16 protein-coding genes are annotated in these 12,229 nt (G+C 43.3%); 14 read left to right on the top strand and 2 right to left on the bottom strand.

Going from position 1 to position 12,229, the window contains the following annotated elements; genetic code table 11:
• The first annotated feature begins 353 nt into the window (after nt 1-353).
• From ACE1TF_RS14940 to ACE1TF_RS14930, 3 genes are read left to right on the top strand one after another with little or no spacing between them, the layout of a single operon-like run.
• Nucleotides 354-1,550, top strand: coding sequence for a class I SAM-dependent rRNA methyltransferase (locus ACE1TF_RS14940; protein WP_375017919.1), 1,197 nt, complete (start codon nt 354-356; stop codon nt 1,548-1,550).
• A 10-nt stretch (nt 1,551-1,560) separates the two neighbouring features.
• The gene (locus ACE1TF_RS14935; protein WP_375017917.1) at nt 1,561-1,977 is read left to right on the top strand and encodes a GNAT family N-acetyltransferase; all 417 of its coding nucleotides are present in this window, start codon (nt 1,561-1,563) and stop codon (nt 1,975-1,977) included.
• Complete coding sequence (locus ACE1TF_RS14930; protein WP_375017915.1) at nt 1,974-3,623, top strand: YndJ family protein; 1,650 nt, start codon at nt 1,974-1,976, stop codon at nt 3,621-3,623. Before ACE1TF_RS14935 ends, ACE1TF_RS14930 begins: the two co-directional genes overlap by 4 nt.
• 20 nt (nt 3,624-3,643) lie before the next feature.
• Here the strand turns inward: ACE1TF_RS14930 and ACE1TF_RS14925 are convergent, their stop codons facing one another.
• The gene (locus ACE1TF_RS14925) at nt 3,644-4,102 is read right to left on the bottom strand and encodes a hypothetical protein (RefSeq protein WP_375017913.1); all 459 of its coding nucleotides are present in this window, start codon (nt 4,100-4,102) and stop codon (nt 3,644-3,646) included.
• A 110-nt stretch (nt 4,103-4,212) separates the two neighbouring features.
• Between ACE1TF_RS14925 and ACE1TF_RS14920 the strand changes: the two genes are divergently transcribed.
• The 8 genes from ACE1TF_RS14920 to ACE1TF_RS14885 all read left to right on the top strand — a co-directional run bounded on the left by ACE1TF_RS14920 (nt 4,213) and on the right by ACE1TF_RS14885 (nt 9,630).
• On the top strand, nt 4,213-4,434 hold the full coding sequence (locus tag ACE1TF_RS14920) for a hypothetical protein (RefSeq protein ID WP_375017911.1): 222 nt from the start codon (nt 4,213-4,215) through the stop codon (nt 4,432-4,434).
• A 99-nt stretch (nt 4,435-4,533) separates the two neighbouring features.
• Nucleotides 4,534-4,944, top strand: a complete 411-nt coding sequence (gene mntA, locus ACE1TF_RS14915; protein WP_375017909.1) for a type VII toxin-antitoxin system MntA family adenylyltransferase antitoxin — start codon at nt 4,534-4,536, stop codon at nt 4,942-4,944.
• Nucleotides 4,934-5,341, top strand: a complete 408-nt coding sequence (gene hepT, locus ACE1TF_RS14910) for a type VII toxin-antitoxin system HepT family RNase toxin (RefSeq protein ID WP_375017907.1) — start codon at nt 4,934-4,936, stop codon at nt 5,339-5,341. The genes mntA and hepT overlap by 11 nt, the downstream gene beginning before the upstream one ends.
• A 368-nt stretch (nt 5,342-5,709) precedes the next feature.
• The gene (locus ACE1TF_RS14905) at nt 5,710-6,309 is read left to right on the top strand and encodes a CHRD domain-containing protein (protein WP_375017905.1); all 600 of its coding nucleotides are present in this window, start codon (nt 5,710-5,712) and stop codon (nt 6,307-6,309) included.
• Nucleotides 6,310-6,503: 194 nt separating this feature from the next.
• On the top strand, nt 6,504-7,385 hold the full coding sequence (locus tag ACE1TF_RS14900; protein ID WP_375017903.1) for a YitT family protein: 882 nt from the start codon (nt 6,504-6,506) through the stop codon (nt 7,383-7,385).
• A gap of 13 nt (nt 7,386-7,398) precedes the next feature.
• Complete coding sequence (locus ACE1TF_RS14895; RefSeq protein ID WP_375017901.1) at nt 7,399-7,722, top strand: YqfO family protein; 324 nt, start codon at nt 7,399-7,401, stop codon at nt 7,720-7,722.
• 11 nt (nt 7,723-7,733) lie between these two features.
• Nucleotides 7,734-8,603 (top strand): GNAT family N-acetyltransferase, encoded by an 870-nt coding sequence (locus ACE1TF_RS14890; protein WP_238544726.1) that lies wholly within the window; start codon nt 7,734-7,736, stop codon nt 8,601-8,603.
• 247 nt (nt 8,604-8,850) lie between these two features.
• On the top strand, nt 8,851-9,630 hold the full coding sequence (locus tag ACE1TF_RS14885; protein ID WP_375017899.1) for an SDR family oxidoreductase: 780 nt from the start codon (nt 8,851-8,853) through the stop codon (nt 9,628-9,630).
• Between the two features lie 62 nt (nt 9,631-9,692).
• On the opposite strand, the gene ACE1TF_RS14880 is transcribed toward ACE1TF_RS14885, so the two are convergent.
• Nucleotides 9,693-10,736 carry an NADH:flavin oxidoreductase/NADH oxidase gene (locus ACE1TF_RS14880; RefSeq protein WP_375017898.1) on the bottom strand — a complete coding sequence of 348 codons (1,044 nt, stop codon included), beginning with the start codon at nt 10,734-10,736 and terminating at the stop codon, nt 9,693-9,695.
• A gap of 110 nt (nt 10,737-10,846) precedes the next feature.
• Between ACE1TF_RS14880 and ACE1TF_RS14875 the strand changes: the two genes are divergently transcribed.
• The 3 genes from ACE1TF_RS14875 to ACE1TF_RS14865 all read left to right on the top strand — a co-directional run bounded on the left by ACE1TF_RS14875 (nt 10,847) and on the right by ACE1TF_RS14865 (nt 12,222).
• Entirely contained in the window at nt 10,847-11,281 is a 435-nt protein-coding gene (locus tag ACE1TF_RS14875) for a MarR family winged helix-turn-helix transcriptional regulator (RefSeq protein WP_375017896.1), read from the top strand.
• Nucleotides 11,282-11,405: 124 nt separating this feature from the next.
• Complete coding sequence (locus tag ACE1TF_RS14870; protein WP_375017894.1) at nt 11,406-11,798, top strand: VOC family protein; 393 nt, start codon at nt 11,406-11,408, stop codon at nt 11,796-11,798.
• A 28-nt stretch (nt 11,799-11,826) separates the two neighbouring features.
• Entirely contained in the window at nt 11,827-12,222 is a 396-nt protein-coding gene (locus ACE1TF_RS14865; protein ID WP_375017892.1) for a hypothetical protein, read from the top strand.
• Nucleotides 12,223-12,229: the final 7 nt, after the last annotated feature.

Here is a 12,229-nt window from a genome sequence, read left to right as displayed (position 1 = left end):
GGTTGCTTGTTTCTTAGCATTATATGTTCAGAGGAGTTGGAGCATCCTGCATCAATCGTTAAACTAGGCAAACTACCTCGCAACATGGCCCCCAGCACCGCGCTGCCCCTCGTGCTGAAGACTCAACAGCAGTTCACCCTATTTAGACGATTTCTATGATGAGAGCTTTGATGTGCGCGATGATCAATACAGTGATAACCGCAATAATAAGCATCGAAGAATTTGAGACGTTATTTTTACAACAACCACTGTATCCCTATGAGGGTATCATCACGAAGTGCATTCGCTATTCCTTTCGACAACACCGAGCAGTCTCTTTTCAACCGTGCTATAATGTGCGGTGAGGTGAGCACATGAATCGAAAAGATCAAAAGCTAACCGTGGATGAAACGGTTATTCAACGATTAAAAAGCGGAAATCCGCTACTACATAAAGAAGACTTTGAAGCAACGAACCATGCGTTAACTGAAGGGGATGTGATCCACATCACCGACGACCGGGGGAAGTTTGTAGCCCGTGCGTATTACGGGAAGCAAAATGTTGGGATCGGCTGGGTACTCTCATTGGACGAGGGAGAAGACATCACCGCATCATTTTTTCAAAGTAAAATTGAAGAAGCTGTCCGTCTTCGAAAACGTTCGTATGAAGATGAAGAGACGACCGCTTTTCGCGTATTTAACGGGGAAGGGGACGGAATTGGTGGACTCACGATTGATCGGTATAACCATCACTACGTCGTGACGTTTTTTAGTGAAGGCATGTATACATTCAAAGATTGGGTGATTGAATCTTTACTCACACTCGATGATGTGAACGGCATTTATGAGAAAAAGCGTTTTGCGACAGACGGCAAATATACCGGGGAAGATGATTTTGTTGCGGGTACGCCGGCAGAATTTCCGATGCTCGTGAAGGAGAGCGGTATGCACTTTGCCGTGAACCTAAACGATGGCCCGATGACAGGAATCTTTCTCGACCAGCGTGAAGTCCGAAAGCGAATTCGCGATCATTATGCTTACGACAAACATGTATTGAACTTGTTCTCATACACCGGCGCATTTTCTGTCGCCGCTGCTCTAGGCGGGGCAACGAAAACGACGAGTGTTGACCTCGCGAATCGAAGCCTCGAGAAAACAGAAGAGCAGTTTCTCGTTAATGGCATTCCGACCGATGATCAGAACATTGTCGTGATGGATGTTTTTCGTTACATGTCATACGCAAAGAAGAAATCACTCAACTTTGACGTCGTCGTTATTGATCCGCCGAGCTTTGCGCGCTCAAAAAAGAAAACGTTCCGTGCGGCCAAAGATTACCGAGCCATGCTGGAAGAAGTGATTGCAATTACGTCCCCAAACGGGGTCATTGTTGCATCCACGAACGCAAGCAACGTGTCGTTGAAGAAATTCAAAGGATTTGTGCAGGAAGCGTTTAAAAACAGCAACCAAGCCTATGAACTACTGGAAACGCGCGGTGTGCCTGAAGATTTTAAGACGAGCGGCGCATACCCTGCAGGCAACTACTTGAAAGTCCTATTCATACAAAAGAAATAGGGGGAAACACGTGAACATTTACCATACAGCCAACGAACCAGAAGTCGGGGTGCTAGAACTGCACGAACAAATATTCGGAGACTGTTTACAAGATCGTTTGTCAAAAAAGCCCGCAACAATCACGACCGTAGCTACGATCGGTGATCGGGTTGTCGGGTACAAAATCGGTTATCCACAAAATGACCGTACATTTTATAGCTGGCTTGGCGGTGTAGATAAACGAAGCCGTGGGCAAGGCATTGGGAAGGAACTTATGAAAGCCCAACACGAATACGTAAAACAACACAAGTATACGACAGTAGAAACGAAAACGATGAACAAATGGCAGGGGATGCTCATCCTCAACATCCAGTCAGGCTTTATGATTTATGGCACCCACCTAAATCAAGAGGGAGAAGTGATGATTATGCTTAGAAAACAGTTATGAGTGTAGGCATAAGAGCGATTATCGGTCTAATTCTCGTATTCGGGTTCTCTGTACTGTTCTCCGTTTCTCTCATTGAGCTGGCGTTATTGCTCGCAATATTTGTATGGGTACCTGTTCTTCTCCACTACATCGTCCCTATGTCCACCGGCATATCGGCGGATCGGTGGCTCAATCAGGCGGGGCGCTGGTCATTGCTATTTGCCGTCGCTGGAGGTCTCGCTGTTGTGCTCGAGAGCACAATTCTTGCTGGAATTTGGCTCGTGTTCACACTCGTGATTGGCGTACTTGGATTTGTACGACAACTTCGCTACGGATTGTTCCGGAGCGAGGAAATGCTCATCAATCTTGCACTCGTTTACTTGCCGGTTGGTGGCGGTTGGCTCGTGTTATCCGTATCTGGAGCGTCGTCATGGTTGCCGTACTCTGACGTGATTGTGTGGCTCACAGCTGTCCATTTTCATTATGCATCCTTTTTATTGTTGATCATTGCCGGACTGTACGTCAGACACTTGCGACAAAAGCGATCCGTCCCGATCGTTTGGCCGCCTCTTGCAAGTATGCTCGCCATCGGTCCGGTGCTAATCGCGATCGGTATTGATCAAGGGCCACCACTGGAATTTTATCTGGTCGTCTTTTATTGGCTCGCACTCGCTGGATTCTCGGTCTGGTGGTTCATTGATGCAACACGTCGAACAGATTTGACCGGGTGGGTTCGCGTCGTAATGGCAATTGCTGCACTCGTATTTTTATGTACGTCTAGTTTTAGTGTGCTGTACAGTTACGGATTATACACCGGTACAATGATTGTGGACATCCCGTGGATGGTGACTTGGCACGGGGCAATCAATGCGACCGTATTTTCACTCTTAACGGTGCTCGTTATCTGGCAAACACACGCTCGTCCAGATGTGCATACGATCGAAGTCAGTCGACTGCGAACCCGTGGATATGTCGGCGACAAACCGATTCGAAACGGCGATTGGCCTCCTGGAACACATCGCGCGAAGCTCGTTCACGACTGGCATCGTTTCGTTGGGGATTCAGAAACGATGCACCCGAACATTCAGAAATTCTATGCCGACCCGCAATCGTACAACATGCACGCCGATGTTCAGTGGGCAGGCTGGATTCGCCCATTAAAACCAATGGTTCACGCCATCACTCGGCGCATGGGGCAATTGAACGTTCCTTCTGGTGGAGTGGAAATGACCGGTCGTGTACTTCCGATTGATCCAACAGAAGACGGTCGACCCTATGCGAGTGCATGGCTCCGTCGAAATGCGGCAACCGAAGAGGCCATTTTCACTGCTGTATACAGCATGCAACACCGGGCAAACCATTCATTTATGAACATCGCTCTGCCCTTACCCTTCGGGACAATGACCGGTATATTGCGACCAGCGAACGACAACACAGACGGATTCATCCTATCTAGCCGACCCGTTGAAGGCGAAGAAGGCATCTATTTGACGTTCGGACCACTCACCGTCCGCACACCATTATATGAGACATTTCACGTTCAAGCACTTGAAGAAAATAGACTGCAAGCCAAACAACAACTCAAACTATTCGGCATACGCTTTCTGACAATTCACTACCGATTACACGAAAAACGAGCCATCAACGCTTCTGCTGAAGAAGCGTAATGGCTCGTTTTTTTCATCGGTTAGTACGTAACAATTAATTCATCATCTTGAATGTCCACATGCAAAGAAGTGTCGTGGCTACCGAGCCCTCCTAACACCTGAATGGTTGATTGAAAAGATGCTCGTTGATCACTAGCAACAACTTCAGCGTCTCCGAATGTGCCCCCTAAAATTCTGTAATTCAATTCATAAGCATCAATAATTTGCTCGTCTACAGTGGACACATCAATTAAAAATTCTAGCGAGTACGTGCCGACATTTCTGTACACTCTGAACGTATCAACTTCCGACTGATCACTTTGAAGTGGCTCAATTCCGAGTATAGCGCTATGGTCTTCATGCTCTGCATAATCCCCGTGAAGGTTTAAAGAAGCTTCTGTTTGCGAAGAAACGATGAAAGAGGCAACAAGCATGATGGTGATGAGAGCGATAAAAGATATCACAATATACGACAAGGGTTTTCTTTTTAAGTGATGCAATGGACTCCCTCCTACCGACAAGTTGTATACTTCCACTCGTTAAATCATATGAATGCATATAGGAAAAATTAACCAGAAAGGGACTCATAATAAAAAAAGGTGGGGAGTCGATGACGATACAAACGGTTGCCAAAGACCGGGTGATCATTGTTTTACTCGGTATCGCAAGCATCATGTTTTTGCCGTTAGGGATCATACTCGGTATCGTAGGATTAATCTATTTTAAGACGGATGACCTAGCTGTAAGACTCGGACGCGCGCTTTGTTGGTTATCCATCATCTTATTTGCGGTTGGACTGTTGTTCACGACCTACTATTTGTTAATTAGTTAAGATTACGTAAAAAGCCCACTTATGGTGGGCTTTTTTAGTCTTATCGTTTAATGGTAAAATAATTTTGGTATAATTGAAGAAGGAAAGGGGCTGCGGCTCATGGATATGCATTTAATCCAGACGATCCGGGAGCACTTGGTTGAAAGGCTAGATGCTCGGTTTATTCTCGTTTTTGGCTCAACGGCAAAGGGGACGGACCGTAATGAGAGTGATCTAGATATTGCATACTATCCTAAAGTGGACAGTACGCTTTCTTCCTATGATGTATTCATGATCGCACAGGAATTCGCCCAAATTATTGATCGTGACGTTGACATCATCGATCTTCAATCTGCATCAACGGTTTTTAGAGCTGAAGTGTATACTTCTGCTCAGTCGGTGTATGTGGAGGAACAAGACTTTTTTGAGCAACAACAAATGACTGCACTAAGTATGTATGTGAAGCTCAACGAAGAACGTTATGAAATTATAAAAAGAATACGTGAAAGTGGGTCCATATATGAGCAGTGATGTGGTGCTGAATAAAGTAACAACGATTGAGCGGTGCATGAAGAGAGTTAAAGAAGTATATGAAGATAACCCCAAAAGCTTATTTGATTTTACGAAGCAAGATTCTATTATTCTAAATATACAGCGTGCGTGTGAAGCGTCAATTGATTTAGCCATGCACATCGTATCAATACACAAACTTGGTTTGCCGCAAACGAGCCGGGAAGCATTTGATCTATTAGAAAAGCATGAATATATTCACGCACAGACTGCAAAAGACATGAAATCAATGATTGGGTTTAGGAATGTAGCAATTCATGACTACCAAAAGTTAAACCTGGATATTATGCAAAGCATCATAGAGCACCATATGGAAGACTTCATTCAATATACAAAACAAATTGTAAAAGGCTTGTGAAACATAGGCGTCGGCACCTGTAGTGCCGACGTTTCTTTGGATTCGGAGTGGGGCTTAAACGTCTGTTACATAGGCCAGAAGTTAGGTTGTGCACACTTTCGACAGCGAAGTGCACGTTTTTGACAACGATGTGCACGCATTCGACAAAATTGTGCACATATTCGACACGAAAGTGCACACTTTCGACAACCCCGCCCCCTCTCCCCTCCGCTTACGTACGTATCCCAAAAATTTACAACTTTTTTCTTGAATGAGTGATCCATTGTCGTGAATCGTTCGTTATCTAGGTAAGAGGTTACATATTGGCTGGTGGATGTGTGCGATTAGCCGAGTGTGATTTCACTAAATTCAAAAGGAGCGATATTACGATGAAAAAAGCAATGGTGTTTCCATTGGCTGGCGTTTTAGCTGTCACTGGATTTGCTGGAACAGCTTCAGCCGATCACGAAGGCCGAGAGTTTTTAGTTGAACTTAGCCCTGAGAATGAAGTGATGGACGTTGAAAGCGACGCAATGGGAGAGGCGCATTTTGAGGTCAGTGAAGACGGAGATTCGTTAGAATACTGGATTCACGCGGAACATTTGTACGGAGCAACGGCGGGTCACTTGCATAGTGGTGCTGCGGGTGAAGATGGACCGGTAGAATTATTCCTTTTTGAGAACGATGAGCCGATGGATTACAACGGTGACGTGGCTTCAGGTACGTTATATGCTGACGACTTAGTCGGAGATTTAACGTGGGAAGAGTTCTCAATGGCGCTCGTCGCTGGTGAAGTTTATGCGAACCTTCATACAGAAGAATACCCAGAAGGTGAGATTCGCGGACAGTTAGATGAGTATGCACAAGACGCGGCAATGGAGAAAGCGAACATGCCGACAGATATGCCGCAAACGGGGATGGGCGGATCAAGCTCAGGAAACTGGTTCGCGTCTATCTGGGCGAATATTACAGGGTTCTTGTTTAACTAATCAAGAACAACACATGAATGAAACGCAGCTGCCAGGAAGCACTAGCTTCCTGGCAGCTGCGTTTTTTTATTTTGCGGACGTTCTCATCGGGAGCGGCAAGGTATCATTTTCGTTTCTGTTAAAATGGAAAGGAGGAATCCGTCCACGCAAGAGGTTCCGCTATGTAGACACGTCATTACATCAGGAGGATTTTTATGAAAAATATTTTGCTTATTTTATTAGGATCAATTGTAATTGCTATTAGCATTTCATTTCTCGGGATGCCAAATGGAATTGCCGATGGCGGGCTCATAGGGATCGCCCTTCTTCTTTATCATGCTTTTTCTTTTTCGCCTGCAGTCGTTAATTTCCTCGGCTTTATCATTATTCTGCTCGTTAGTTATAAGCATCTTTCGAAGTCAGTATTAATGAAAAGTTCACTCACGGTCGTTTTGGTTTCCTTCTTCACCTTTTTGACTGAGTCGTTTGGTGAGCCGGTGGGAGATGGATTGGTAGGCGGGATTTTTTATGGATTTTTTATGGGGATTGGGTTTGCGATTATTCTTTATGCAGGCAGTTCCATCGGTGGGGGGTCGACGATTGCCCTTGTATTGAAAAAGAAATTCGGTTGGAATGTTGTACTGGTTACCTTTATCTCTGATGTGGTCGTTGTATTAGCTGGTGTTATAATTATCGGCGTACTGAACACACTTTATACGATTATTGGGTTGTTTGTCGGTAAGCTGACGACCGATTATATTATCGGGGGTGTTGATTCTAAAAAGGCGTTCAACATCATCTCACCGAAAAACGAAGAAATTGCTCAAAGAGTGACCGAAGAACTTTCTTCAAGTGCAACATACATTAAGGGGTCAGGCGTTTATACGAATAATGAACATAATATTCTCTATATCATCGTCAAAAATTATACAGTTGTAAAGTTAAGGAAGATCATTAGTGAAGTTGATAGCGATGCCTTTGTCGTCGTTAATAATGTGAAGGACGTGTCTGGGGGTACGTTTTTTGTTAATAAAGAGCCCGAGCCCGAGCTTCAAGTAGAAGAGAGCCAAGAAGATCAAGGAAACAAAACTGAGTAAGAGGAGATGAATCATGGAATTTACGTACGTAAAATTTGAAGTATTAATCCCTGAGCAGTATATTATAAAGCTGCGGGATGAATTAAACGATGCGGGTCTTTTAAATGTTGGTCATTATGATCATGTACTGTCTTATGTTCATGTAAAAGGCTATTGGCGTCCGTTAGAATCATCGACTCCTTATCGTGGCACGAAAGGAAAAGTTTCTTTTGGAGAAGAGTGTCGAGTAGAATTTACGTGTAAAGCTGATCGTGTTGGGGTAGCGAAGAGAGTTATAAAAGATATTCACCCGTATGAGGAACCAGTTATTCATGTTTTGCCGTTATTCACAATCTAACAAGTAGGGAGGTGATTTCTATTCAAGATCATCTAGAGATATGTAGATTTGACAGATCAGATATTCAAGGTTTAATTGATCTTTCTGAATCTGTTGGCTGGGATTATGACAGGAGAGAAATTGATACAGTTTTAGCGTCTGGAGCCATTTTCGGGCACAAAAACGTGACCGGAACGATTGTTTCAAGCGCTGCAATCATTACTTATGATTCTTACATAGCTTCAATCGGTATGGTCATTGTGAACCCTAACTATAGAGGGATTGGACTAGCAAAAGAGGTTACGAAACGGTGTATGGATTTAACAGCTCAACATACGAAGGTTATGCTTATTTCCACGGATGAAGGAAAGCCATTGTATGAGCGTTTAGAATTTAAGACGGTTGATTTTGTGCATAAGTATATAAGCAATAAGTATGTTCCACTAAAAATAGCAAATGCAGAAAATATAACGATTGAGAATGTTGAAGAGCGAGATTTAGAAGAAATTATTCAATTAGACGCCGCGGCTTTTGGAGATCAAAGAGGTCAATTTCTCATGACTAGAATCAACCAAGCCGAACAATCTTTAGTAGCAAGAAATGAACAAGGTGAAAAGGTAGGGTTCGGCCTATCTATTCTAGGGTCAGAGAATTTGTCGATTGGCCCCATTGTTGCGGCTGATTCAATTACGGCAATCCGGTTAATCCATGAACTTGCGCGTCTCCATAAAGGGAATTTAAGGATTGACGTGCCGGCAAACACGATTGATCATATCAAAGAATCACTGCAACAAAGTGGATTTAAGAAGGTGAGAACCCCTGAACTCATGATCAACAATGCTGACCAAATGCCCCAAAGAAACGGTCAACTGTATGCCATTGCAGCACAAATCTTTGGGTAGTACTCCTACGTGAATGAGATGTGTGGTGGTACTTTCTTTACCTGACAATAAAAATCTCACTGCACTCTATTTAGTGCCTATTGGAAGGTAGAGGCGGCACCAAAAAGGATACTCAAATGATGAAAATGTATTAAATATTGAAACTCAAAGGAGAATTTATATGGCAACGATTCGATAACGATGTAAAAAGGGAAAATTCACTTTTAGACGTGCCTAGTTGCTCGTCCCAATTTTAAGGGGGTTCGTTATGCAATCAATGAATAGAAAAGTAGCCATTGTGACGGGTGCGAGTCGCGCAAGCGGCATTGGTACGGCCGTTTGCCTTTCTCTTGCAAAAGCAGGAGTTGACGTATTTTTTACACATTGGACGGCATTTGATCGGATAGAGGGAAATGGGGAAGAGCGTGATTTCCCTGATAAATTATGTGACCAGCTTAAAAGTTTTGGCGTAAGAGCAGAACATATGTCTCTTGATTTACGTGTAGACAAGGCACCCGCAACACTGTTAAACGAAGTGAAAGAAACGCTAGGACCTCCGAGCATCCTAGCTAATAATGCGACGTATGAATCGCCAACGGATTTCCGTACTTTGAATACGGATCTTTTAGATAAACATTACCAAGTGAATAATCGAGGAACATTGATGTTATCTGTTGAGTTTGCAAAACAATATGAAAAATCATTTCAGAACAAGCACGAAGGTAGAATTATTAACCTTGTTTCTGGAGGGCCAGACCCTAACAATTTAGCATACATTGCGACGAAGGGAATGACCATTGCCATTACTGAGCCCCTATCTGTAGCACTTCTTCCAATAGGAATCACTGTGAATTCGATCAATCCTGGCCCGACGGATTCGGGGTGGATGAACGAAGACACGAAAAGTCATCTGCTCGCTCAATTTCCTGCCGGCAGATTAGGAAAACCTGAAGATGTAGCAAAAGTGATTGCCTTTTTAACGAGTGATGATTCATATTGGTTAACCGGACAAACAATCCGCTGTGAAGGTGGTTTTTTAGGGAAGTAGGCTCTGGGTGCTTCTTTACAAAAAATGATACGGGAGCAAATGATGCTTGCTCCCGTATGTGTTTATCGAATTGCCCGACCATACTGTTTTGGAGGGGTGACGTCTTTATGAATGTCTTTAATGGCGTGCATCGCCCAATAAGGGTCATTCAGCATCCCGCGGGCAATGGCTACTAATTCAGCATCCCCGTTTGAAAGAACAGACTCTGCCACTTGTGGGTTTTCTAACCTTCCTACTGCGATGACCGGTACATTCAGGTTGTCTTTAAATTTCCTAGCATAAGGCACTTGATAAGCAGGGGTATTCAATGGTTTCTTTTTCCCTGGCAGCCCTTCACCGCCTGTAGAGATGTGGAAGAGGTCTACGCCTGCGGTTTGATACTCTTTTGCTATTTTTATGGAATGATCGACGTCATACCCGCCATCAATATACTCAATGGCTGAAATCCGCATAATTAAGGGCATCTGTTCTGGCATAACGGATTTTACAGCTTTTATAATGTCCACACCAAACTTGGATAAGTTTCCGTATTCATCTGTACGGTTGTTAATACTAGGTGACATGAATTGGTGAATCAAATACCCATGGGCACCGTGCAACTCAATCGTATCAAACCCTGCTTTTACGGCACGCTCTGCCGCTTCTTTAAAACTTGATATGATCCGTTTTACTTCATGTGTCTCCAATGCTCTTGGAGGAGTTAATGTGCCATTCTTCGTTTCTTCTGGAATAACGTCAACTGGAATGCTCGATGGGCTAACGGGTTGAGGAGCATCTTCGGCTTTCCGGCCTGCATGTGCAATTTGAATACCCATTTTCGTGCCATGCTTATGAACTTCCGTAATGATTCGTTCGTACGCAGGAATTTGAGCATCGTCCCATAAGCCTAAATCTTGATCCGTAATTCGTCCGTCAGGCTCTACACCCGTCATTTCCATAATCATAAGACCTGTACCACCGACAGCTCGGGATACGTAGTGTACAAAGTGCCAATCATTAGGAGCCCCATCTTCGGCTTCTACCGAATACTGGCACATCGGAGGCATAACAATCCGGTTTTTTAGCTTTAGACCTTTTAGTGTATAAGGTGTTTGTATTAGAGACATTCAATCACTCCTGTTATTTATTTGTTTGCGCATGCAAATATATACCCGTATGATAGAATTATAAACAATCATTATATTTTTGTAAGTATAGCGGTCTATATGGCTAGCACATGAGTTTAAGAATGGAGGTGGAGGAAATTAACATTATTGATGCTTGGATGAACTATTCGAAATTTCATACGAGAATTTTAAAAGCAATGAATCACACTTTAATGGAAGAGTATCAATTAGGAATGAATGATTTTTACTTGCTTTACTTCCTTGGAGAAGCTGACGAAGGAGAATTGCAACAATCGCAATTGCAAACATTGATGGAACTAAGCCCAAGTGCGCTGTCTAGAATGATTGTGCGGTTGATTAAATACAAGCAATTGAACATTATTGAAAAGCATTCCCTAGATCATGATAAAAGAGGATATGCGATTCGCCTAACAAAAACGGGGAAAGAGCTATTAATGCAACTTCATAGCACGTTAGAACAAAAGCTAAATCACTCGTTAACGGAAGAAGACTTGGCGCATGTTCTTTCGTTAAGCAAACCGTGATGGGCCGTGTGTGGAGAGAGTTGCATGATTGGTGGACTGTAGCCTTAATATGTTGAACATAAAGAAGATCGGATTCACTTAAAGGCAAACGGAGCAAGGAATACTACAAGTGGAGGTAACAATTTTGGACGAAAAATTAGTAAGAGTTGGAACGACGTACATTCCCGTAGCCAATGTTGAATCATCAGCCCGGTGGTATACGGTTAAATTAGGCGCAAACCTCACATATATAGATGGGGATAAAGCGATATTAAACCTTGCTAACCAAAGTATGTTCTTAGTTAAGTCAAGTGAAGGCCAAACGTCTAATTTTATTGATGTTTATGGTGAGGAATGCTTTTCTTTAACATTTGAAGTAAACGGATTGGAATCGTTAAAAACTTTGCATAAAGAATTTAAAGAGAATGATATTAAGGTTAGACACATTGAAAACCGGGGTCATGCTGGACGAAACTTTGTGTTCTTTGATCCAAATGGGAATAAATTCGACGTATGGAGCGAGCTTAGTCCGTCATAACCATGCGATTTGTGGAGGTGATCTGGGTTTGGATCCATTAACGAATGTCACAATGACCATTCCGAAGGGGTGCGATAATGCCCCACGAAAAAAGATTGTCATTGACTTGATCGTAGCTTTCTTAGCGAAGGACGAGGATACGATTCGTACGAATGTGAGCGAATCGGCTGTTTGGATCAACATTGCAACGAGTGAAGAGTTACGTGGCGTCGACCAGATTGTGAGCCGCTTGGATGAGAACGATCAACAGTTAACTGACGTTCAGGTTTCATTTGTCATTACCCACGGGAAATTTGCATCCATTGATGGTATTGTCCATTATCAAGACGATTCTGCTCTTTATTTTTGTGAAGTGCTTACCTTTTCAAGTGCCTCCAATAAAGGTGTAGTCAAAGAGATGAAATCGTACCATGTGCTGAAATGAGGGGTTA

This window comes from Geomicrobium sp. JSM 1781026 (assembly GCF_041949955.1).
Classification (GTDB): Bacteria; Bacillota; Bacilli; order Bacillales; family Marinococcaceae; genus Geomicrobium_A.
The sequence above is the reverse complement of the archived record's forward strand: the minus strand, read 5'-3'. Positions and strand labels throughout refer to the sequence as shown.

Excerpts from the sequence above, each read along its gene's own strand:
- ACE1TF_RS14940 (WP_375017919.1), top strand. The coding sequence starts at position 354 with ATGAATCGAAAAGATCAAAAGCTAACCGTGGATGAAACGGTTATTCAA.
- ACE1TF_RS14930 (WP_375017915.1), top strand. The coding sequence starts at position 1,974 with ATGAGTGTAGGCATAAGAGCGATTATCGGTCTAATTCTCGTATTCGGG.
- ACE1TF_RS14920 (WP_375017911.1), top strand. The coding sequence starts at position 4,213 with ATGACGATACAAACGGTTGCCAAAGACCGGGTGATCATTGTTTTACTC.
- mntA (WP_375017909.1), top strand. The coding sequence starts at position 4,534 with ATGGATATGCATTTAATCCAGACGATCCGGGAGCACTTGGTTGAAAGG.
- hepT (WP_375017907.1), top strand. The coding sequence starts at position 4,934 with ATGAGCAGTGATGTGGTGCTGAATAAAGTAACAACGATTGAGCGGTGC.
- ACE1TF_RS14905 (WP_375017905.1), top strand. The coding sequence starts at position 5,710 with ATGAAAAAAGCAATGGTGTTTCCATTGGCTGGCGTTTTAGCTGTCACT.
- ACE1TF_RS14900 (WP_375017903.1), top strand. The coding sequence starts at position 6,504 with ATGAAAAATATTTTGCTTATTTTATTAGGATCAATTGTAATTGCTATT.
- ACE1TF_RS14895 (WP_375017901.1), top strand. The coding sequence starts at position 7,399 with ATGGAATTTACGTACGTAAAATTTGAAGTATTAATCCCTGAGCAGTAT.
- ACE1TF_RS14885 (WP_375017899.1), top strand. The coding sequence starts at position 8,851 with ATGCAATCAATGAATAGAAAAGTAGCCATTGTGACGGGTGCGAGTCGC.
- ACE1TF_RS14880 (WP_375017898.1), bottom strand. The coding sequence starts at position 10,736 with ATGTCTCTAATACAAACACCTTATACACTAAAAGGTCTAAAGCTAAAA.
- ACE1TF_RS14875 (WP_375017896.1), top strand. The coding sequence starts at position 10,847 with ATGAGTTTAAGAATGGAGGTGGAGGAAATTAACATTATTGATGCTTGG.